Raw genomic sequence first — 19,529 nt, forward strand, 5'->3', positions numbered from 1 at the left:
ACGCACCGTGACGGACAAAGCGTAGCCAAGCGACGGACGGCGTGTCAGCCGATCCGGCCGAGTAGTCCGACGTGTCGCGTAGCCGTTTGGTTCCCGTGCCGGGCGATCATCCCGCGAACTGGTCACAGTACGTACGTACGGATTGCATTGACCGGGTTCCCGGTGACAGGATTCCAGAATGCCACGGGTCAGCCAGGATCACCTCGACGCACGCCGGCGCCAGATCCTCGACGGCTCCCGCGTGTGCTTCGCACGTTATGGCTACGAGGGTGCCACTGTCCGGCGGCTGGAGGAAGCCACCGGCCTTTCCCGTGGTGCGATCTTCCACCATTTCCGGGACAAGGAGTCCCTCTTCCTGGCCTTGGCCGAGGACGACGCGGTGCGCATGGCCGACATCGTCGCCGAGCAGGGTCTCGTCCAGGTGATGCGCGAGCTGCTGACGAACCGCAGCGAGCACCCCGCGGACTGGCTCGGCACGCGGCTGGAGGTTTCCCGGCGGCTGCGCACCGACCCCGAGTTCCGCGCCCGCTGGGCCGAGCGGTCCCACCAGCTGACCGCCGCGACCCGCCGCCGTCTGCTCCGTCAGCGCGACGCCGGGATCCTGCGTGACGACGTCGACGTCGACGTCCTGACCGCGTACCTCGAGCTCGTTCTCGAAGGTCTCGTCTCCCATCTCGCGATGGGCCAGCCGGGTGACGATCTCGGCCCCGTGCTCGACCTGGTCGAGGAGAGCGTGCGGCGGCACCGAGCCCACGCGGCCGGGGGAACGCGTTAAGATTGTCCCATCGTCGCAGTACAGCGGCGGTGTCTGTTGGTTTCCGATCGAGGAGTGACTCTTTTCGTGCGCGACGCGCAGTCACCTGGTGACAGTATCGAGCCGGGTGGCACACCCGGCTGTTCCGTGGTTCTTCCCGCCGACCCCGCCGGCAGGGAATGATGGAAATCCTGCTCGCCGTTCTCGGCATTCTCCTGTTCCTCCTGCTGACCGTCGGCACCGGCCTCGCCGTCGCCGCCGAGTTCTCCCTCACCGCGCTCGAGCGCAGCACGGTCGACGCGAACGTCCGCCAGGTCGGCGACAAGCGCGCACACACCGTGCAGAAGGCGCACCGCACGCTCTCGTTCCAGCTCTCCGGCGCGCAGGTGGCGATCACCATCACCACCCTGATCACCGGTTACCTCGCAGAGCCGGTGATCGGTGACCTGCTCCACCCGCTGTTCACCGCCATCGGGTTCTCCGAAGGCGTGGCGAACGGGGTGTCGCTCACTGTCGCGCTGATCCTGGCCACGTCGCTGTCGATGATCCTCGGCGAAATGATGCCGAAGAACCTCGCGATCGCCCGGCCGCTGCAGACCGCGCGCGCCGTCGCGGGGTACCACTCGCGGTTCTCGTCGCTGTTCCGCTGGCTCATCACCTTGATGAACAACAGCGCCAACTTCCTCGTCCGCAAGTTCGGCGTCGAGCCGCAGGAAGAACTGCGGTCGGCCCGGTCGCCGCAGGAACTCGGCTCGATCGTGCGGTCCAGCGCGGAAAGCGGCACGCTCGACACCTCGACGGCCGAACTGCTGGACAAGTCGCTGCGCTTCGGCGAACGGACGGCCGACGAGCTGATGACGCCCCGCGTCCAGCTCGAATCGCTGACCGTGGACGACACCATCGCCGACCTCATCGAGATCTCGCGCCGCACCGGCTTTTCGCGCTTCCCGGTCTACACCGAGGATCTCGACGACGTGCAGGGCGCGGTGCACATCAAGCAGGCGTTCACCGTCCCGGCCGCCCAGCGCGCCACGGTACGGATCGGTTCGGTCATGCGGCCGATCCCGACGGTGCCCGAATCCCTGCCGGGCGACTCGCTGCTCAACCGGCTGCGTGATTCCCGGTTCCAGCTCGCGATCGTCGTCGACGAGTACGGCGGCACCGCGGGACTGGTGACCCTGGAGGACGTGGTCGAGGAGATCATCGGCGACGTCCGCGACGAACACGACGAGCGGGAAGCGCCGTCCTCCCAGCAGGTCGGCGCCGACAACTGGCTCGTGTCCGGGCAGCTTCGCGCCGACGAGGTCACCGACGAGACCGGGTTCCGGATGCCCGACGGCGACTACGAGACCATCGCCGGGCTGATCCTCGAGCGCCTCGGCCGGATCCCCTCCCCCGGCGACGCCACCGATCTCGACGCCTGGCGGCTCACGGTGACCAGGATGGACCGTCTGCGCATCGCCGAGGTCGAAGTCCGGCGGATCAGCGAGACCGCCACGTCCGCCGAGCAGGAGCCCGCCCGATGAGCGACTGGTTCAACATCTTCCTCGTCGTGGTCCTGCTGCTGGCCAACGCGTTCTTCGTCGGCGCCGAGTTCGCGCTCATCTCGTCGCGGCGCGACCGGCTGGAAGCCTTGCTGGAGCAGGGAAAGACCCGCGCCAGGATCGTCATCAACGCGAGCAGGAACGTCTCGCTGATGCTGGCGGGCGCGCAGCTCGGCATCACCATCTGCTCGTTGCTGCTGGGACGGCTCGGCGAGCCCGCCGTCGCGCACCGGCTGGCCGGTTTCTTCGAGCTGTTCGGGATTCCCGAGGTCCTGCTGCACCCGATCTCGTTCGCGATCGCGCTGGCGTTCATCACCATCCTGCATGTCCTCATCGGCGAGATGGTGCCGAAGAACCTCGCGATCGCCGAGCCGGAGCGGCTGGCGCTGTGGCTGGTGCCGGTGCACGTGGCGTGGGTGAAGCTCGCCAACCCGTTCATCTGGCTGCTGAACTTCGTGGCGAACTCCCTGCTTCGGGTGTTCAAGGTCGAACCGAAGGACGAACTCGAAACCGCCTACACCTCCGACGAGCTCGCGGAACTGCTCAGTGAGTCGCGGCGCGAGGGGCTGCTGGAGCACTCCGAACACCAGCGGCTGAGCAAGACGCTGTCCTCGGTGGAGAAGACGGTGGCCGACGTGCTGGTCCCGACCGCTCAGCTGACGACGCTGCCCTGCTCGCCCACGTTGGGCGACGTCGAGCGCGCGGTGTCCTCGACCGGGTTCTCCCGCTTCCCGGTGTGCACCGACGACGGGACACTGACCGGCTACATCCACGTCAAGGACATCCTCGACCTCGTGGGCGAGGACCCGACCACCGTGGTGCCGCCGGACAAGACGCGGGCGCTCACCGAACTGCACGCCGACGCCCGGCTCGACGAGGCGTTGTCGGCGATGCGCAAGGAAGGCAGTCACCTGGCGCGGGCGCTCAGCCCGGCCGGGGCCGCGGTCGGCGTCATCGCGCTGGAGGACCTCGTCGAGGAATACGTGGGAACTGTCCGCGACGGTACCCACGTCAGGTCATGACCGGCCCGATCGTCCTTCCCGAGCCCGTCTGGCGGGCTCGGGAAGCCGAGCACGTCACGCGGATGCGGCGCTGGACGACACCGCACCAGCGGCGCCGCTCGCGGGGCGAGAAGCATCCGGTGCTCGACTTCCTCTTCACCTACTACTCGCACCGGCCCGGGCATCTCGAACGCTGGCAACCGGGCCCCGGGGTCGTGCTCGAAGGCGCGTCCGCCCGGCAGTTCCTGGAGAGGAAGGGTTACGTGGAGACGCCGGAGGGCGTCATGCTCGATCCGGCGGGCTTCACCGAGGGCCGCGCCAAGACCGCCGAATTCGTCCTCGGACTGCTTTCCGCGACCGCGTCCCGCTCTCCGAGACTCAGTTGTTTCGGCCTTCACGAATGGGCAATGGTTTACCGGGAATCGGCGAACGAGGTTCGTCATTCACAACTTCCGCTCCGGCTCGGTTCGGCCGGCACCGACGGCGTGGTCGAGTCGCTGGAGATCCGATGCGGACATTTCGACGCGTTTCGGTTCTTCACCGAGCCCGCCCGGCCGCTCAACACCCTGCGACCGGAGCGGGAGGACCAGATCGACTTCGAGCAACCGGGCTGCCTCCACGCCAACATGGACTTGTTCAAGTGGGCGTACAAACTCGATCCGTTCGTGCCCGCCGAGCTGGTCGGGCACTGCTTCGAGCTGGCGGCGGACATCCGGGAACTGGACATGCGGGCGAGCCCGTACGATCTGGCGGAGTTCGGGTACTCGCCCGTGCGGATCGAGAGCCCGGATGGCCGGGCCGAGTACGCCCGCGCGCAAGCCGCTTTCGCCCGCCGGGCGGCGCCGCTGCGTGAGCACCTGATAGCGCATTGCCAACGGCTCCTCGCCGAGTTAAAGAAGGTGCCCGCGACACGCGGCAAACAACTGTGAGTCGTCGCATTCCCCGTAACATCCTCCCCTGTTAGAGTGATAACGGTTTGATTGCATACGCAGCGCGAGCGCGCACGTTTCGAAAGGACAACGATGGGGCGACACAGCGTGGCCGAGGAGCCGGTGCCGCATCCCCTCGACCCGCCGAAGCGGCCTCAGGGTCGCGGTGAGGCGACCGGTTCACACCGGATCGTCGGGAAGAAGGCCCCGCGGCGCCGGATCGCCAAGTGGCCGATCGCCTGCCTGGTCCTCGTGGTCCTGGTCGCGATCGGCGTCTTCGGCTGGAACTGGGCCGACGGTGAGCTCAACACCCGCGCCGAAGCCCAGGCCAAGGCGTGCAGCGCCGGCGACACCCCGATGCGGATCATCGTCACCCCCAGTATCGAAAAGCCCGTGCGAGCGGCGGCCGAGCGGTGGAACAACGCCGCGACCGTGGTCCGCGACCACTGCGTGGTCATCCAGGTCGACGCGCTGTCCTCCGCTTCCGTGCTCGACGGCCTCATCGGCCGGACGAACCTGGACTCGATCGGCGGCCTCCCCGCCGCCTGGATCCCAGAGTCCACCTACTGGGTGACCGAACTGAACACCGCCAAGCCCGAGCTGGTCGGTTCACCCGCCCAGTCGGTCGCGACGGCGCGTTCGGCCGACTACCCGCTCGTCGGGCTCGCCGGCAAGAGCATCGACGAGGTCCAGATGCGCGCCTCGCAGACGTTCCGGCAGTACCTGCAGCAACCCGCCCAGCAGGCCGACTTCGCCGCCGCCGGTATCAAGGCCACCTGAGAGTCCACGAACCTACGGGAAAGGCCCCTTCACCGCTCGGGAAGGGGCCTTTCCCGTACCTCGACTCTCGTGAGCGGCAAGGACGTTAGGGCCAACCGTGCTCAGGACTTGGCCGCAGCCGGTCCGTGAAGGCCTCCTTGCCTACCCTGAGGGTTGGCAAGGAGGCCTTCACTACCTCTGGGACTCCCACGCGCAGCAGCGGTCACATCGGTCTCGTGAGTGGTAAGGACGGTTAGAACCGTCGTTACCACTCACGAGCCGAAGGTGTCCGGGTCCGGGCCGGTGCGCGTCCCGTCGTCGAACTCGGCGAGAGCCGCGAGATCATCCTCGGCCAGTTCGAAGTCGAAGACGTCGAAGTTCTCGCGAATCCGGGACGGGGTCACGGATTTCGGGATGGCGACCGTGCCGAGCTGCAGATGCCAGCGCAGCACCAGTTGCGCGGGGCTCTTCCCGTATTTGGCGGCGAGGGCGGTCAGTGTCGGGTCCGAGAGCAGCGATCCCTGCGCGAGCGGGCTCCAGGCCTCGGTGACGATGCCGTGCTCGGCATGGAACTCCCGCAGCGCCGTCTGCTGGAGCCGCGGGTGCAGCTCGACCTGGTTGACCGCGGGCACGATCCCGGTTTCGTCGAACAGCCGCCGCAGATGCGGGACGTGGAAGTTCGACACCCCGATGGCGCGCGCCCGGCCGTCCGCGTAGAGCTTTTCCAGCGCACGCCAGGTTTCGACGTACTTCCCGCGGGCAGGCGTCGGCCAGTGGATCAGGTACAGGTCCACGCGGTCCAGGCCGAGTTCCGTGAGGCTCGTGTCGAACGCACGGAGCGCCTCGTCGTAGCCGTGGCCCGGATTCGGCAGTTTCGTGGTGATGAACAGTTCGTCGCGGGGCACGTCCGATGAGCGGATCGCCTCGCCGACACCGGCTTCGTTCCGGTACGACGCGGCGGTGTCGATGCTGCGGTACCCGGCCTCGATGGCGGTCCGGACGACCTTGGCCGTGTCGCCCGCGGGGACCTGCCAGACACCGAAACCGAGTTGGGGGATGGCTACCTCGTTGTTCAGGACGACGGAAGGCACGGCCATGGAAGAGGAATCCTCACTGGAGTCTGTGGCAGGACTTCTTCTCCTACATCATTCCACCCCGCGCGCGGCGTACGCGCGCAGATATTCCGCCGTGTCCGCGTCGGCCGGGAAGAAGGACTCGATCACCAGCTCGGCCACCGTGACGTCCAACGGCGTCCCGAAGGTGGAGACCGTGCTGAAGAACGTGAGTTCCGCGTCCTCGTGGCGTAGCTTCAACGGGACGAAGATGTCGCCCGGTCCGGGGACCTCCACCTCGGGGACGGGATCCGCGCACGGATAGGACAGCAGTTCCTCCAGGAGCTCGGTCAGCGCCGGGTCGGCCGTCTGGGTCACCTGCCGCCGCAGCCTGCCGAGCAGATGAGCGCGCCACTCCCCCAGGTTCAGCACGTGCGGCGCCATCCCCTCCGGATGCAGTGTCACCCGCAGGACGTTGACCGGAGGCGTCATCAAGGCGGGCGAGACCAGGCTGGTCATGATCGAGATGCTCGCGTTGGCATCGACCAGGTTCCACCAGCGGTCGGCGACGGCGGCCGGATACGGCTCGTGACTCGTCATCAGCTGACGGACCGCCTTGCGGACGGCCGCCATTTCCGGGGCGCCAAGACCGCTTTCGGCGTACGCGGGCGCGTAACCCGCCGCCAGCAGCAGCTGATTGCGTTCCCTCAAGGGCACCTCCAGGTGCTCGCCGAGCCTCAGCACCATCTCGCGACTGGGCTTGGACCGGCCCGTCTCCACGAAGCTCAGGTGCCGGGTGGAGATGTCCGCCGAGATGGCGAGATCCAGCTGGCTGATCCGGCGGCGGTCGCGCCATTCGCGGAGGAGTTCGCCGACGGGGCGGCCCGCACGGCTCGCGGTCACTGTGGTCGTCACGATCACGAACCTACGGCCACGCGCGCGGAGCCGCCATTACCTCCCGCGTAATCGACGGGCCCCACCTTCAGCCGACAGAGTTGCGGCATCGGTTACCCCACAACAGAACGAGGAGACACCATGTCGGACATCCAGCGCGTCGCCGAGCAGTACATCGCCGTATGGAACGAGACCGACGCGGACAAGCGCCGCGCGCTCATCACCGAAGTGTTCACCGAGGACGCCGCCTACACCGACCCGCTCGGCGCGGTCACCGGCCACGACGGTGTCGACGGCTTCATCGCCGGCGCGCAAGCCCAGTTCGCGGGCCTGGAGTTCAGCCTGCCGTCGGCGCCCGACGCGCATCACGACATCGCGCGGTTCCAGTGGCACCTCGGCCCGGAGGGCGCGGAAGAGCCGCTGGCGATCGGTTTCGACGTCATCACCGTCGAGGACGGGCGGATCAAGCAGGTGCTGGGATTTCTCGACAAGATGCCCGGCTGAGCTGCAGCGTGTGCCAGTGAACCCGCGACCGCGATCGGGAGCGGGTTCAGGCGAAGGCCTCCGGTGGCGGGCAGGAGCAGACGAGGTTGCGGTCCCCCGCGGCCCCGTCGATCCGCCGCACCGGGGGCCAGATCTTCGACGCGGTGAACCCGGCCGGGAAGACCGCGATCTCCCTGCTGTACGGGCGATCCCACTCCCCAGCGAGGCAGCGCGCGGTGTGCGGGGCGTTGCGCAGCGGGCTTTCGGTCACCGGCCACTCCCCTGCGGCGACCTTCTCGATCTCGGCGCGGATCGCGATCATCGCGTCGCAGAACCGGTCGAGTTCGCCGAGGTCCTCGCTCTCGGTGGGCTCGACCATGAGTGTCCCCGCGACCGGGAAGGACATCGTCGGCGCGTGGAGGCCATAGTCGGCCAGCCGTTTGGCGACGTCATCGACCGTGACGCCGGTGCGTTTGGTGATCGCGCGGAGGTCGAGGATGCACTCGTGCGCCACGAGTCCCTCGTGCCCGGAGTACAGCACCGGATAATGCGCGGCGAGACGTTTCGCGACGTAGTTGGCGTTCGCGACCGCGGTCAGCGTCGCCCTCCGCAGGCCGTCGGCGCCCATCATCCGGACGTAGGCCCAGGAGATCGGCAGGATCGACGCGCTCCCCCACGGCGCGGCGCTGATCGGGCCTACGCCGGTGGCCGGGCCGGCGTCCGGTTGCAGCGGGTGGTTCGGCAGATACGGCGCCAGATGCGCGCGGACACCGATCGGGCCGATGCCCGGCCCGCCGCCACCGTGCGGGATGCAGAAGGTCTTGTGCAGGTTCAGATGGGAGACGTCGGCGCCGAACTTCCCGTACTGCGCGACTCCGATCAGCGCGTTCAGGTTCGCCCCGTCGACGTACACCTGACCGCCCGCGTCGTGCACCAGCGCGCAGACCTCGCGGACGGTGTCCTCGTAGACGCCGTGCGTCGAGGGATAGGTGATCATGATCGCGGCGAGGTCGTCCGCGTGCTCGTCCACAGTGGACCTGAGGTGGCCGAGGTCGATGTTGCCCTCGTCGTCGCATTTCACCACGGCCACGCGCATCCCCGCCATGACCGCGCTGGCGGCGTTCGTCCCGTGCGCGCTGGACGGGATCAGGCAGACGTCACGCGCCTCGTTCCCGCGCTCGCGGTGATAGGCGCGAATCGCCAGCAATCCGGCGAACTCGCCTTGGCTGCCGGCGTTCGGTTGCAGTGAGACCGCGTCGTAGCCGGTGATGCCGGCGAGCCACCGCTCCAGATCCTTCACGACGGTGAGCAGCCCTGCCGCGTCCTCGGCGGGCGCGAACGGGTGCAGGCCGGCGAACTCCGGCCAGGTGATCGGCTCCATTTCGGCCGTGGCGTTGAGTTTCATCGTGCAGGAGCCGAGCGGGATCATGCTCCGGTCGAGCGCGACGTCCTTGTCGGACAACGACCTCAGGTACCGGAGCAGTGCCGTCTCCGAGCGGTGTGCGTGGAAGACCGAATGCGTCAGGTAGTCGCTGGTGCGGCGCAGATCCGGTGGGAAACCGTCCGCGGTGTCCGCGTCGAGCGAGTCCACATCGGACACCGCGACCCCGAACGCCTTCCACACCAGGGAAAGGTGCTCACGGGACGTCGTCTCGTCGCAGGCGACGGCGACGTGGTCCGCGTCGACGAGCCGCAGGTTGACCCCGAGTTCCCGGGCGGTGCCGACGACCCCGGTCGCGCGGCCGGGGACGGCGACCATCACGGTGTCGAAGAACTCGCAGTGCACGACGTCGACACCGCTCTCGGCGAGTCCTGCCGCGAGCACGGTGGCCATCCGGTGCGCGCGGTTCGCGATGGCGCGCAGGCCTTCGGGACCGTGGTACACCGCGTACATCGACGCGATCACCGCCAGCAGCACCTGGGCGGTGCAGATGTTGCTCGTCGCCTTCTCGCGGCGGATGTGCTGCTCACGGGTCTGGAGCGCGAGCCGGTACGCCGGAGCGCCGTCGGCGTCCTTCGACACCCCGACCAGACGGCCGGGCAGCTGCCGTTCGAGACCCTGCCGAACCGCGAGGTACGCGGCGTGCGGCCCGCCGAAGCCCATCGGGACCCCGAACCGCTGCGTGGATCCGATCGCGACATCGGCGCCGAGCTCACCGGGCGACCGCAACAGGGTCAGCGCCAGCGGATCCGCGGCCATCACCACCGCCGCGCCCAGTGCCTTGGCCTCGGTGATCGTGTGGTCCCATTCGCGGACGACTCCCGACGCGCCCGGATACGACAGCAGCACCCCGAAGAAGTCGCCGCCCAGGCCCAGTCCGGTGATGCCCTGGGACAGATCCGCGGTCACCAGCTCGATGCCGAGCGGTTCGGCTCGGGTGCGCAGGACCTCGATCGTCTGCGGAAGGGTGTCCTCGTCGACCACGAACCGGTTCGACTTCGCCTTGCCCGCCCGGCGGACCAGCGTCATCGCTTCCGCCGCGGCGGTCGCCTCGTCCAGCATGGAGGCGTTGGCTATCGGCAGGCCGGTCAGATCGGCGACCATGGTCTGGAAGTTCAGCAGCGCTTCGAGGCGGCCCTGCGAGATCTCCGGCTGATACGGCGTGTAAGCGGTGTACCAGGCCGGGCTCTCCAGCACGTTCCGGCGGATCACCGGCGGGGTCACGGTGCCGTGGTAGCCGAGGCCGATCATCTGGACCATCGGCCGGTCGCGCGCGGCCAGCGCGCGGAGTTCGGCGAGCGCGCCGGTCTCGGTGGCGGGCGGCGGCAGATCCGGCGGTGTCGCGGACTCCCGCAGCGACGCGGGGACGGCCCGCTCGGCGAGCTCGTCCAGGGAAGCGACGCCGACGACGTCGAGGATGCGCGCGAGCTCCTCGGCGCCGGGACCGATGTGCCGGTCCGCGAAGGGGGTCCCGGATTCGAGAGCGGCCAGTGATACGGGCTCCATCGGGGACCTCCCAAGACGCGGGGGTGGGGCCGGGACGATTGTCCTGGCCCTCCCCACTCTGTCCGTACCCCCGAGGGGGCGCCTGAGAGTTTCGCCCGAGTGTTGAGCCGGGCTTGCACCGTCGGCGGGGCCGCCAGGCTGTGACCTGGCGAACCACTTTCCAGAGGCGTCTCTTCCGCGCGGTCCAGGGTGCCTGAGAGGTTCCGGGGAGGACTTGCTCCTTCGGCGCCGAGCTCAACGGTTATCGGCTCGGTCTCTCCCGCGCGGATTCGTCGACCGCGGAAGTGAGCCTACCCTGCCGACCGCGCGGCTTCATGATCAGCCGGTGCGACGTGCGTTACGGCGCTGTGTGAGCTCGTCCGGCGTGACCGTTTCGATCACGCCGCCGTCGGCCCGCTCGGCCGGGAACTCGTGGATGGTGCCGCTGATCTCCTGCATCGCGCCGCTGACCGCGATCCCGAAGACACCTTGCCCGCCCTGGAGTAAATCGACGATCTCTTCGGGCGAGGTGCACTCGTAGACGGTGGTGCCGTCGGAGAACAGGGTGACCTTGGCGAGGTCACGGACGCCGCGCAGACGCAGATGGTCGACGGCGACGCGGATGTTCTGCAGGGAGACACCGGTGTCCAGCAGCCGCTTGACGACCTTCAGGACGAGGATGTCCTTGAACGAGTAGAGCCGCTGCGAACCGGAGCCGTGCGCCGTGCGGATGCTCGGCGCGACCAGCTTCGTGCGGGCCCAGTAGTCGAGCTGCCGGTAGGTGATCCCGGCGATCTGACAGGCGGCGGGGCCTCGGTAGCCGACGAGTTCGTCCGGGAGGGAAGAGTCGGGGAACAGCTCGCCCTGCTCGCCGTCAGCGACCGGAACGAGCGGCTCTTGAGGGCTACCAGCCTCGACCACGCCATGCCTCCCCTCGCCCGACCTGGCGGCCGGCGAACAAAGCCGCGCGGACCCACGTGAGTCCGCACCGGAGTTCCTCGTCAAGACGAATGCCCCAGACATCCGAATCACACCTTGGCGATTCACCTTCATTGACGGTAAGCGCGTCCGGCAAAGCGGTCAACGCGACGCGCGGGCCACCTCAAGCTCTTCTTGAGGCTTGTCGAGCACGGTCCCCCATTCGGCCGCATGGTTGCCACTTTTACTCAGCCGTGTTATTTTTTACTCATGCAAGTAACTCCCTCCACTCAGAGCGCCATGCAAGAGGTCCAGGCGGAGCTGGGGCTGTCGGTCGCCGAGGCGGCCAGGCGGGCCCAGATCATCGGAGCCACGATCGCGACGATCTCCGACCTCGGCTACCACAAGACGTCGTTCGCGAAGATCAAGGAGCGGGCCGGGCTGTCCAGCACCCGGATCATCTCGTACCACTTCACCAACAAGGCAGGCCTGATGCAGGCCGTGGTCACCACCGCGACCGGGATGAAGGACAAGTTCCTCGAGGAGCGGATCCAGGGCACGACCGACCGGGCCGGGCTGCTGCGCGGCTACATCGAGTCGGAGATCGCGTTCCTGGGCTCGTACCCGGAACTGGTGCGGGTCATGGTCGAGATGGGCTCGAGCGGCTCGGACGCCGAGGGCTGGTTCATGTCGGCACCGCTGGTCGAGGAGTTCCGGACCGGCAGGCTCGAACGTCAGCTCCGGCAGGGGCAGCAGGAAGGCGCTTTCGGCGAGTTCGCGCCGGACGTGATGGCGCTGTCGATCGCGCAGGCCATCGACGGTGTCGCGGCGAAGTTCGCGACGGATCCGAAACTGGACCTGGAGCGGTACGGGCGGGAACTGGCGGACCTGTTCGTCAAGGCGACCGCCGCCTGACTGGGTCGCGTGAGTCGCGAGTGCGAGGCGAAGGGCACCTTTCGGTCCGCCTGAGGTCGGCTCGCCCCGATCGGAGAAGTCCGTGAAGGCCTCCTTGCCTACCCTGAAGGTAGTGAAGGAGGCCCTCACGGTCGCCGTGACCGGACGTTGGCCCCAGGTGCACCAACAGTCACAGCAACCGCGCGTGAAGGACCCCTTTCTTCGGCTCAGCCGAGGAAAGGGGTCCTTCACGTACTTGAGGCGCGGCCGGCCGCCGCGCCACGCATTCAGAGGACTAAACGCACGCACGAAGAAGGGCGGCGCCACCGGCACCGCCCCTTCGCGCGGAATCCCAGGATGTGATCAGGTGTCGGCGCCGCGGAAGTCCTCCGGCGAGACCGAGTCGAGGAACTCGCGGAACTTCTCGACCTCGTCCTCCTGCTCGTCGGGGATGATGAGACCCGCTTCCTCCAGCACCGCGTCCACGGCGTGGATGGGCACTCCCACCCGCAGCGCCAGCGCCACCGAATCGCTCGGTCGCGCCGAAACCCGGATGTCCCCGTCGAAGACCAGTTCCGCGAAGAACGTGCCTTCCTTCAGATCGGTGATGACGACCTGTTCCAGCTCACGGCCCAACGCTCCGATGACCTCCTTCAGCAGGTCATGGGTGAGCGGACGGGCCGGGCGGACTCCCTGCTGCTCCAAGGCGATGGCGGTGGCCTCGACCGAGCCGATCCAGATCGGCAGGTAACGCTCGCCTTCGGTTTCCCGCAGCAACAAGATCGGCTGATTCGCGGGTAGCTCCACCCGCACGCCGACGACGCGCATCTCGCTCATCGGGCTTCGCCTCCCTCTCGTGCGCACGGGCTGCAACGCTTGTCTCGACGACCAAGCGACGGTAGTCCCGACGCTACCCGTCTTCCGAGCGCTGTGCTCGCTGTCTCCGACATTCTCGGTTCGCCCGTGGCAAACCCGACTCTCACGGTACGGCATAGGGTGCCGAACATTCAGGCATTGACAAGTGACCGCACAACCGCTCCCGGCCCCCGAAGCCGTTCAACCGCCCGTGACAGCCCGTATTCCGGCCTTCACCAAGAGCGTGTGCAACGCCACGGTCAAGGCGGCCAGCTCCCGGACGACCTCGTCACCCCTCGCCTGGGCGTCCTCGTCACGATGCCGATACACCGGGGTCACGATCTGCTCCAGCAGGCCGACCTCGCGGTCGGCCGCGGCCCGGAAGGCACGCAGATGTCTCGGCTCTATACCGAATTCGGTCATCGCCTTCACGGTCTTCGCCACGAGCACCGCGTCCGGGTCGAAGAACCCCGCCGCCCCGGGGCGGACGAGACCGTATTGCCGCAGCTCAGCCAGGGTGGCGGCGTCGATGCCGGCCTGGCGGAGCAGATCTTCCTCGGTCAGCCTGATCTCGCGGTCGGTCTCGAAGTCCCCCGGGGACGGCAGTCCGCCGTTCTCCCCGGGGGCGTCGAGTGACACGAGTTTCCGCGGCAGCCGCGGCATCGCCGCCGAGGGCGCGGCGCCCTGATCCGCCGCGTCCAACTGTTCCTTGATGACCTTCAGCGGGAGGTAGTGATCCCGCTGGGCGGAAAGGACGAACCGCAACCGCTCCACGTCCGCCGAAGCGAACTGCCGGTACCCCGACGGGGTCCGGCCCGGCTGGACCAGACCCTCCGCCTCGAGGAACCGGATCTTGGAGATGGTGACATCGGGAAAGTCGCCGCGCAGCTGTGCCAGCACGGCTCCGATGCTCAACCCATCGCGCTGCGACGCGTCCCGATCAGGCCGCCCGGCCGCCGTCACCGTGCCCCCTGGCCCCCGTGACCCGGGCCGGTCAGGAAGACCAGGCGGAACTTGCCGATCTGCACCTCGTCGCCACCGGCGAGGACGGCCTGGTCGACCGGCTCGCGGTTGACGTAGGTGCCGTTGAGGCTGCCGACGTCGATGACGACGAACTCGCCACCCTCACGGCGGAACTCGGCGTGCCGCCGGGAGACCGTGACGTCGTCGAGGAAGATGTCGCTGTCCGGGTGCCGTCCCGCGCTGGTGGTGTCGCGGTCCAGCAGGAAGCGCGAACCCGCGTTCGGACCCCGCTTGACGACCAGCAGCGCGGAACCCGCGGGCAGCGCGTCCACACCCTGGACGGGGGCCTCGGCAGCCGGAGGAGCCTCAGTGCCTTCGACGTCGGCCAGGAAGTCGGCCCGGAAGACAGAAGTCCGCTCCGGAGACTGCTCCGGGGGAACGCCGGGCCCGTCGTTCGTGCTCACCTGAGCTCTCCTAACGCATGTGTGTTGCCACTACTCAAGAACGTGTGGAGGTCAAACGTACCGTGCCTGATCGAATCTCCGGCCCGCGGCTCCCCCTACTCTTCCCGAAGGGCCGCGGCCTGCGGCTATTCCTTGATCAGGGCCTGGTACGCCTCGGCCTCCAGCAGGGATTCCACCGAGCTCGCGTCGTCGAGACGGAGCTCGATCAGCCAGCCCTCGCCGTAGGGGTCGCTGTTGATCAGCTCGGGCGACTCGGTCACCGCGTCGTTGACCGCGACCACCTCGCCGTCGAGCGGGGCGAACAGCTCCGAAACGCTCTTGGTCGACTCGACCTCGCCGAACGCGTCGCCCGAACCGACCTGCTTGCCGACCTCGGGCAGTTCGACGAACACCACGTCACCGAGCTGGTCCTGGGCGTACTCCGTGATGCCCACGCGCACGAGCCCTCCGTCGCGCACGGAGACCCACTCGTGTTCCTCGGTGTACCGCAGTTCTTCTGGAGTGGACAACGCCGCTCCCCTTTCTGACGCCCTCGCTCGAAACCGACGCGCGCAGTTTCGCATCCCGCCGGGTCACGCGCCCGGCGCCTCCCGCAACCCGACGGGTCCGGCCGGTCGTAGCGCCCGTGCGGTCTGGACGACGTACAGCACGCCCGAATAGACGTACAGGACCGCACCCCACGCCGTGAAGGCGTAGCCGATCGGCCTGGCGATCGCGGCGATGTCGGAACCGCCCTGGGTGAGCAGCAGGAACGGGAAGGCGTACATCAGCACGAAAGTGGCGCCCTTGCCGATGTAGGTGACCTCCGGCGGGGCGAAGCCGCGGTGCCGGAGCAGCAACACGCAGACGCCCAGTACCGCCTCGCGGACGACCAGCGGAACCACCAGCCACCACGGGATGATGTCGCGGATCAGGAAGGCGATGAGGGTCGCGAGGATGTAGAGCCGGTCGGCGGCGGGGTCGAGCAGCTGGCCGAGCCGCGACATCTGGTTGAGCCAGCGGGCGAGTTTGCCGTCGAGCCAGTCGGTGAGCGCGCTGAACACGAGCAGCGCGAGCGCCCAGCCGTCCTCCTTCGGGCCGAGGAGCAGCCACAGGAAGACCGGCACCCCGGCGAGCCGGAGGATCGAAAGCATGTTGGGAACGTTCAGGGCCTGCCGCAGCAGGGAAGGCTCTTCGCTGGCCACGCTCGGTTCGGGGGGCGTACTCACCCGCTCAGCCTATCCAGCGGCGGCAGGTCCTCCCCCGTCAGCTGGCCCGGGTGTGGGTCCAGCCGCGGCGTTGCAGGTCCGCGCTGGTCAGCGCCACGGGCCTGCCTCGGTGGTCGGTGCCCATCCAGCGGTTGTGGCCGGCGGAGGTCTCGAGGACGTACGGGCGGCCACCACACCAGACGACGGTGCACGGCGCCGTCGGTGGCAGCTCCGCGCTCGCCGGCGCGGCGGCCTGGGGTGACGCGGGGTCGGTCTGTTCGTCGGTCTTCATCACTCTCACGGTTTCGTGACGGGGACTGGGACACGCCGGAGCGCTACCTTTGTTTTCGGCAGGACGGGTCCGCGCGTTAACGGATCCGGCATGGATTCGTCCGATCGGTTCGCGACGACAGCAGGATGTTGTCGCGCTGTGAACGGCATGTTAATCGTCCACAATGGACAGTCAGTGGGCGGTCCTCGCGTACCGCGGCGGCGGGGTCGCGATAGCCTCCCGCGAATCGAACGTGGCTCAATGCCACGGCATCGGGCCCGGCCGGGTCAGAATGGGCCGGCCACGACCGGCCGACGAAAGGATCGCCTTGCGCGTCTCGACCACCACGGGAACGTGGCGGCGCCTGTTCGCGGCCTGCGCCGTCACCGGAACGCTCGCCGCCTGTTCGGGCGAAGATCCGCCACCGCCTGTCACCTCGATGTCGGTCTCGCCGCCCTCGCTCCCCACAGCGGTGTCCAGCGTGCCGGTGCCGCCGATCCCGTCGCGGACCCCGCCGAGTCCCTCCGCCGCCCCGCCTCCCACTTCCCAGCCGAAATCCGCTGAACCGGTTCAGGGTTCGTGCGGAACGGTCACCGCGGCCAGCGGGCTGACCCTCCAGGTGCTCAACGGCCCCGGCGTCTCGTGCGCGGACGCGACCGGGATCGTCGGTTCGTTCCACCAGAGGATCGCCGGACGGCAGTCCGCGGGCTCGGACGAACCGGTCAGCGAGACCGTGGACGGCTGGCTGTGCGTCTCCGGCGCCCCCGCCGCGCAAGGCGGCACCAGTTGCAGCAAAGGCGAACAGAACGTGTTCGCCGCCGTCGTCCCCGTCGAATGAACCATCCTCGAGAAGAAGGGCCCATGAAGAGCCTCGCCGTGCTCCCCGCCGCGTTCGCCGTCGTCCTGCTGAGCGGTTGCGGCGCCGATCCCGCTCCCGCGGCCGCGCCGCCGCCCTCCCCCGCCCCCACGGCTGACCAGGTCCTGGCCGGTACGCCGTGTGGCGAGGTCACCGGGTTCCAGGGCGCGAAGAACAAGGTCGTCGTACGCGGGAAGGCCGAGTGCGCCGAAGCGACGCAGGTGCTCACGGACTACTTCGCCAAGCTGACGCCCGCCGAGGCGGCGTCACCGCAAGGGCCCGGCCCCGTGGTGGTCGGGGCTTGGACGTGCGGGAGCGGGCCGAACGATCCGGTGACGAGTTGTTCGACCGAAGACGAGCGCCAGATCGAAGCGACCCGCTCCTGAGCCTCAGTCGCCCCAGTTGGCCGTACATGGTGCAGGCCTCGAACCTCAGTCCTGGTTTCGAGAACCCGCCGTCCCGCGACACGTCACCTTGCCGCAGTCGGCGGTTTTGCCCACCAGGGCCGTGCCGCCCTGCTTGCCACCGGAGAGAAGGTCGCGCAAGGCGAGGCCGAAACCGGACAGATCGTCACCCTTCACGAACTCGAAGGTGTGTCGATGGGCGCGGTACCGGCGCCGGTTTCCGTCTGAGGTACATGAAGGTCGAGTTTCCTCGGCTCAGCCGAGGGAAGGGTCCTTCACCCGCGGCCGCTGTGGCTGCTCGCGTACCTGGGAAAGGCCTCCGGGTTTCCGCGCCTTTTCCGACACACGAGTCCTTTCGTCGTTCACTGGAGCCTCAGCAGGACTTCGTGTTCGAGTTTGCCGACAAGAAGGTACTCGGGCCGATATCCGGGCGGGACCACGAAACAGACGAGACCCGTGGTGCCGCCGAAAGCGCCGGGAGCGCCCGCGCAGTCCTTGACCCGCTCCGGCTCACCGTGTTCGTCGGCCGACAGTTCCAGCGGCGTGTCGCCGAGGCGGGACGCCTCGATCCGCAAGGTGAGGACGTGGAATCCGCTCAACCACGCCTCGGCTCCCTCGGGCGGCCCGGTCCTGCTGTCGAGCACCCGCACGGCCGCCTCCCCGGATACGGCGGTCTGCCCACGGGCGAACACCGGCGGCGGTCCCCATAAGTCGCGACGGTGTTCCCAGAGATTCGGGACGGGGTCGGCCGCCTCACGGTAGGCCTTCCCGCCGAAGCCGACCGGCGTCAGGACCACTAACGCGGCGAAGGCCAGCCCGGCCAGGAACGGCAGGGACTTCCACGCGATCCCCGGTCTCGCCACTCTGACCAGCACGATGGCCGCGAGCGCCAGGAGCGCCCAGCCGAGGGACATCGCCGTGATCTTCTCCCACGGATGGTGGGCTTCCACGACGTCGGCGGCCCCGCGCACGGACAGAACCCGGTCCGTCACCGACGAAAGCCGGGCGACCACCGGATCAGCGAGGCCGAACGCGTCTCTTGTCGGCACTTCGATCGCGCGGCCGTCTTCGGTGATCGCCAGAACCTCGTAGGAGGTACGCGGGCCGTGCTGTCCTTCGGTGGTCGTGGAGTTCGTTTCGGAGATCACCGCGCGCACATCGTAGGTGCCGGCCAATCCTTCGACGGCCCATCGTCCGGCGAAGGCCGCGACTGAACCCCAGACGATCCCGATCACGAACGCGATGATCATCGCGTTCGTGCGCTGCCCGTCTTTCCGATCCAGTTCGAAGAAGACCACCAACACCCCCTGTCCGGCTCGCCCAGCCTATGGGCCGAGGCCGCCGCACGGCACGGGATTTGTACCCACCCCTTGCGATCCGAAGTAAGAGTCATCTAGACTCAAACTATGCTCACCAGGGAAGACGCCGTGAAGGCGGTCGAGAACGCGGTCGACGCGGCCGCTCTGTTCGCCCGCCATCGCTACCGCGAACTGGCGGCCGCGCTCCACCCCGACCGCAACCCCGGCGACGAGCGCGCCCACCGTGCCGCCGCCACCCTCAACCGCCTTCACGACGACTGGAAACGCGCCAGGCGCCAGGCGGTCACGACGGCGACCTCGACGTACACCCTCACCGCACCGCACGCGGTGGGCAGTGTCGCCACGACGTACCGGACCACCGGGCCACACCTGGTGAAACTCGTCCGCGACCCGGCGCTCAATCCGCTGATCCACGCCGAATGGGACGCGTTGCGCGCGCTCGACGGCTTCACCGAACGGCACCGGTGGCTGCGCCCCTACTACCCGCGGCTGCTGGACACTTCCGGTCCGGTGGCCAGAGGTGACCGCGCGTTCAGCGTCCTCGATCCGCTCGTCGACGGTTTCGTCACCCTCGCCGATATCGGGAAAGCCTTCCCCGGCGGGCTCGACGGCCGCGACTACGCGTGGATGCACCGCCGCCTCCTGCGTGCCGTGGCGGGCGCGCACCGGGCGGGTGTCGTCCACGGCCACCTCACCGCGGACAACGTGCTCGTACATCCCGGAGAGCACGGCATCGTCGTAGTCGGCTGGTCCTTCGCCGTCGAAGACGGTGTGCTCCCGCTGGCGGCGGACAAGTCCGTCGACTACCCGCCGGAAGTCCACAAAGGACTACCGGTGACCGTGGCCACCGACGTCCACATGCTCCACCGCATGATGCTGGAACTCCTGGCACCGCACGAAACCCGCCAACGCGAATTCGCGACCTGGTGCACACAGGAAGCCCCGGCACAACGACCCGACGCCGCCGACCTGCTCGACGAGTACGACGCGCTGCTCGACGACCTGTACGGCCCCCGCACCTTCCGCCCCTTCACCATCCCCGAGACAGGAGCCTGA

Annotated in this window: 22 protein-coding genes and 1 riboswitch; of the genes, 10 read left to right on the forward strand and 12 right to left on the reverse strand. The window is 68.5% G+C overall.

Translation table 11 applies throughout. The features are described from left to right. The first annotated feature begins 178 nt into the window (after positions 1-178). The 5 genes from AC069I_RS41570 to AC069I_RS41590 all read left to right on the forward strand — a co-directional run bounded on the left by AC069I_RS41570 (position 179) and on the right by AC069I_RS41590 (position 5,008). Positions 179-775, forward strand: a complete 597-nt coding sequence (locus AC069I_RS41570; RefSeq protein WP_125678272.1) for a TetR/AcrR family transcriptional regulator — start codon at positions 179-181, stop codon at positions 773-775. A gap of 158 nt (positions 776-933) precedes the next feature. Then, positions 934-2,280: a hemolysin family protein gene (locus AC069I_RS41575; protein ID WP_478232609.1), complete on the forward strand. Its 1,347-nt coding sequence runs from the start codon at positions 934-936 to the stop codon at positions 2,278-2,280. Beyond that, the gene (locus AC069I_RS41580) at positions 2,277-3,320 is read left to right on the forward strand and encodes a hemolysin family protein (protein ID WP_478267812.1); all 1,044 of its coding nucleotides are present in this window, start codon (positions 2,277-2,279) and stop codon (positions 3,318-3,320) included. Before AC069I_RS41575 ends, AC069I_RS41580 begins: the two co-directional genes overlap by 4 nt. Beyond that, positions 3,317-4,228 (forward strand): 3-methyladenine DNA glycosylase, encoded by a 912-nt coding sequence (locus tag AC069I_RS41585; protein WP_478267813.1) that lies wholly within the window; start codon positions 3,317-3,319, stop codon positions 4,226-4,228. The genes AC069I_RS41580 and AC069I_RS41585 overlap by 4 nt, the downstream gene beginning before the upstream one ends. 93 nt (positions 4,229-4,321) lie before the next feature. Continuing rightward, a complete protein-coding gene (locus tag AC069I_RS41590; protein ID WP_478228274.1) occupies positions 4,322-5,008 on the forward strand; it encodes a hypothetical protein in 687 nt (228 codons plus the stop codon). A gap of 251 nt (positions 5,009-5,259) precedes the next feature. Here the strand turns inward: AC069I_RS41590 and AC069I_RS41595 are convergent, their stop codons facing one another. Together AC069I_RS41595 and AC069I_RS41600 are read right to left on the reverse strand one after the other, a co-directional pair. Next, on the reverse strand, positions 5,260-6,084 hold the full coding sequence (locus tag AC069I_RS41595; RefSeq protein ID WP_478228273.1) for an aldo/keto reductase: 825 nt from the start codon (positions 6,082-6,084) through the stop codon (positions 5,260-5,262). A gap of 48 nt (positions 6,085-6,132) precedes the next feature. Continuing rightward, entirely contained in the window at positions 6,133-6,960 is an 828-nt protein-coding gene (locus AC069I_RS41600) for a helix-turn-helix domain-containing protein (protein WP_478228272.1), read from the reverse strand. Between the two features lie 114 nt (positions 6,961-7,074). On the opposite strand from AC069I_RS41600, the gene AC069I_RS41605 reads away from it, so the two are divergent. After that, positions 7,075-7,437 (forward strand): nuclear transport factor 2 family protein, encoded by a 363-nt coding sequence (locus tag AC069I_RS41605; protein WP_478267814.1) that lies wholly within the window; start codon positions 7,075-7,077, stop codon positions 7,435-7,437. Between the two features lie 46 nt (positions 7,438-7,483). On the opposite strand, the gene gcvP is transcribed toward AC069I_RS41605, so the two are convergent. Together gcvP and AC069I_RS41615 are read right to left on the reverse strand one after the other, a co-directional pair. Next, complete coding sequence (gene gcvP / locus AC069I_RS41610) at positions 7,484-10,363, reverse strand: aminomethyl-transferring glycine dehydrogenase (protein ID WP_478228270.1); 2,880 nt, start codon at positions 10,361-10,363, stop codon at positions 7,484-7,486. 170 nt (positions 10,364-10,533) lie between these two features. Further along, positions 10,534-10,635, reverse strand: a riboswitch (glycine riboswitch). 46 nt (positions 10,636-10,681) lie between these two features. Then, positions 10,682-11,263: a MerR family transcriptional regulator gene (locus AC069I_RS41615; protein WP_005150040.1), complete on the reverse strand. Its 582-nt coding sequence runs from the start codon at positions 11,261-11,263 to the stop codon at positions 10,682-10,684. A gap of 297 nt (positions 11,264-11,560) precedes the next feature. Between AC069I_RS41615 and AC069I_RS41620 the strand changes: the two genes are divergently transcribed. Continuing rightward, complete coding sequence (locus AC069I_RS41620) at positions 11,561-12,175, forward strand: TetR/AcrR family transcriptional regulator (RefSeq protein ID WP_478228363.1); 615 nt, start codon at positions 11,561-11,563, stop codon at positions 12,173-12,175. Between the two features lie 342 nt (positions 12,176-12,517). Here AC069I_RS41620 and AC069I_RS41625 read toward each other — a convergent pair whose 3' ends face one another. The 6 genes from AC069I_RS41625 to AC069I_RS41650 all read right to left on the reverse strand — a co-directional run bounded on the left by AC069I_RS41625 (position 12,518) and on the right by AC069I_RS41650 (position 15,915). Beyond that, positions 12,518-12,991, reverse strand: coding sequence for a bifunctional nuclease family protein (locus tag AC069I_RS41625; RefSeq protein ID WP_005150031.1), 474 nt, complete (start codon positions 12,989-12,991; stop codon positions 12,518-12,520). A gap of 219 nt (positions 12,992-13,210) precedes the next feature. After that, on the reverse strand, positions 13,211-13,972 hold the full coding sequence (gene ftsR, locus AC069I_RS41630; RefSeq protein WP_478228269.1) for a transcriptional regulator FtsR: 762 nt from the start codon (positions 13,970-13,972) through the stop codon (positions 13,211-13,213). Beyond that, complete coding sequence (gene garA, locus AC069I_RS41635) at positions 13,969-14,436, reverse strand: glycogen accumulation regulator GarA (RefSeq protein ID WP_005150023.1); 468 nt, start codon at positions 14,434-14,436, stop codon at positions 13,969-13,971. Before garA ends, ftsR begins: the two co-directional genes overlap by 4 nt. A 125-nt stretch (positions 14,437-14,561) precedes the next feature. After that, the gene (gene gcvH / locus AC069I_RS41640; protein WP_005150021.1) at positions 14,562-14,945 is read right to left on the reverse strand and encodes a glycine cleavage system protein GcvH; all 384 of its coding nucleotides are present in this window, start codon (positions 14,943-14,945) and stop codon (positions 14,562-14,564) included. A 63-nt stretch (positions 14,946-15,008) separates the two neighbouring features. Then, positions 15,009-15,644: a cardiolipin synthase ClsA gene (gene clsA / locus AC069I_RS41645; protein WP_478267815.1), complete on the reverse strand. Its 636-nt coding sequence runs from the start codon at positions 15,642-15,644 to the stop codon at positions 15,009-15,011. A 37-nt stretch (positions 15,645-15,681) separates the two neighbouring features. After that, positions 15,682-15,915 carry a hypothetical protein gene (locus tag AC069I_RS41650; RefSeq protein ID WP_478228267.1) on the reverse strand — a complete coding sequence of 78 codons (234 nt, stop codon included), beginning with the start codon at positions 15,913-15,915 and terminating at the stop codon, positions 15,682-15,684. A 163-nt stretch (positions 15,916-16,078) separates the two neighbouring features. Here AC069I_RS41650 and AC069I_RS41655 point away from each other — a divergent pair, with 163 nt between their 5' ends. Together AC069I_RS41655 and AC069I_RS41660 are read left to right on the forward strand one after the other, a co-directional pair. Continuing rightward, positions 16,079-16,732 (forward strand): hypothetical protein, encoded by a 654-nt coding sequence (locus AC069I_RS41655; RefSeq protein WP_478267816.1) that lies wholly within the window; start codon positions 16,079-16,081, stop codon positions 16,730-16,732. Positions 16,733-16,755: 23 nt separating this feature from the next. After that, complete coding sequence (locus tag AC069I_RS41660) at positions 16,756-17,136, forward strand: hypothetical protein (protein ID WP_125678293.1); 381 nt, start codon at positions 16,756-16,758, stop codon at positions 17,134-17,136. 45 nt (positions 17,137-17,181) lie between these two features. Here AC069I_RS41660 and AC069I_RS41665 read toward each other — a convergent pair whose 3' ends face one another. Continuing rightward, the gene (locus AC069I_RS41665; protein WP_478267817.1) at positions 17,182-17,331 is read right to left on the reverse strand and encodes a hypothetical protein; all 150 of its coding nucleotides are present in this window, start codon (positions 17,329-17,331) and stop codon (positions 17,182-17,184) included. 185 nt (positions 17,332-17,516) lie between these two features. Further along, positions 17,517-18,452: a hypothetical protein gene (locus AC069I_RS41670; RefSeq protein WP_478228265.1), complete on the reverse strand. Its 936-nt coding sequence runs from the start codon at positions 18,450-18,452 to the stop codon at positions 17,517-17,519. Positions 18,453-18,560: 108 nt separating this feature from the next. On the opposite strand from AC069I_RS41670, the gene AC069I_RS41675 reads away from it, so the two are divergent. Next, positions 18,561-19,529: an adenylate cyclase gene (locus tag AC069I_RS41675; protein ID WP_478267818.1), complete on the forward strand. Its 969-nt coding sequence runs from the start codon at positions 18,561-18,563 to the stop codon at positions 19,527-19,529.

The organism is Amycolatopsis sp. NPDC043885, from assembly GCF_056435685.1.

Coding starts and splice junctions, on each gene's coding strand:
- AC069I_RS41570 (WP_125678272.1), top strand. CDS start 179: ATGCCACGGGTCAGCCAGGATCACCTCGACGCACGCCGGCGCCAGATC.
- AC069I_RS41575 (WP_478232609.1), top strand. CDS start 934: ATGATGGAAATCCTGCTCGCCGTTCTCGGCATTCTCCTGTTCCTCCTG.
- AC069I_RS41580 (WP_478267812.1), top strand. CDS start 2,277: ATGAGCGACTGGTTCAACATCTTCCTCGTCGTGGTCCTGCTGCTGGCC.
- AC069I_RS41585 (WP_478267813.1), top strand. CDS start 3,317: ATGACCGGCCCGATCGTCCTTCCCGAGCCCGTCTGGCGGGCTCGGGAA.
- AC069I_RS41590 (WP_478228274.1), top strand. CDS start 4,322: ATGGGGCGACACAGCGTGGCCGAGGAGCCGGTGCCGCATCCCCTCGAC.
- AC069I_RS41595 (WP_478228273.1), bottom strand. CDS start 6,084: ATGGCCGTGCCTTCCGTCGTCCTGAACAACGAGGTAGCCATCCCCCAA.
- AC069I_RS41605 (WP_478267814.1), top strand. CDS start 7,075: ATGTCGGACATCCAGCGCGTCGCCGAGCAGTACATCGCCGTATGGAAC.
- gcvP (WP_478228270.1), bottom strand. CDS start 10,363: ATGGAGCCCGTATCACTGGCCGCTCTCGAATCCGGGACCCCCTTCGCG.
- AC069I_RS41620 (WP_478228363.1), top strand. CDS start 11,561: ATGCAAGAGGTCCAGGCGGAGCTGGGGCTGTCGGTCGCCGAGGCGGCC.
- AC069I_RS41625 (WP_005150031.1), bottom strand. CDS start 12,991: ATGAGCGAGATGCGCGTCGTCGGCGTGCGGGTGGAGCTACCCGCGAAT.
- AC069I_RS41650 (WP_478228267.1), bottom strand. CDS start 15,915: ATGAAGACCGACGAACAGACCGACCCCGCGTCACCCCAGGCCGCCGCG.
- AC069I_RS41655 (WP_478267816.1), top strand. CDS start 16,079: ATGGACAGTCAGTGGGCGGTCCTCGCGTACCGCGGCGGCGGGGTCGCG.
- AC069I_RS41660 (WP_125678293.1), top strand. CDS start 16,756: ATGAAGAGCCTCGCCGTGCTCCCCGCCGCGTTCGCCGTCGTCCTGCTG.
- AC069I_RS41675 (WP_478267818.1), top strand. CDS start 18,561: ATGCTCACCAGGGAAGACGCCGTGAAGGCGGTCGAGAACGCGGTCGAC.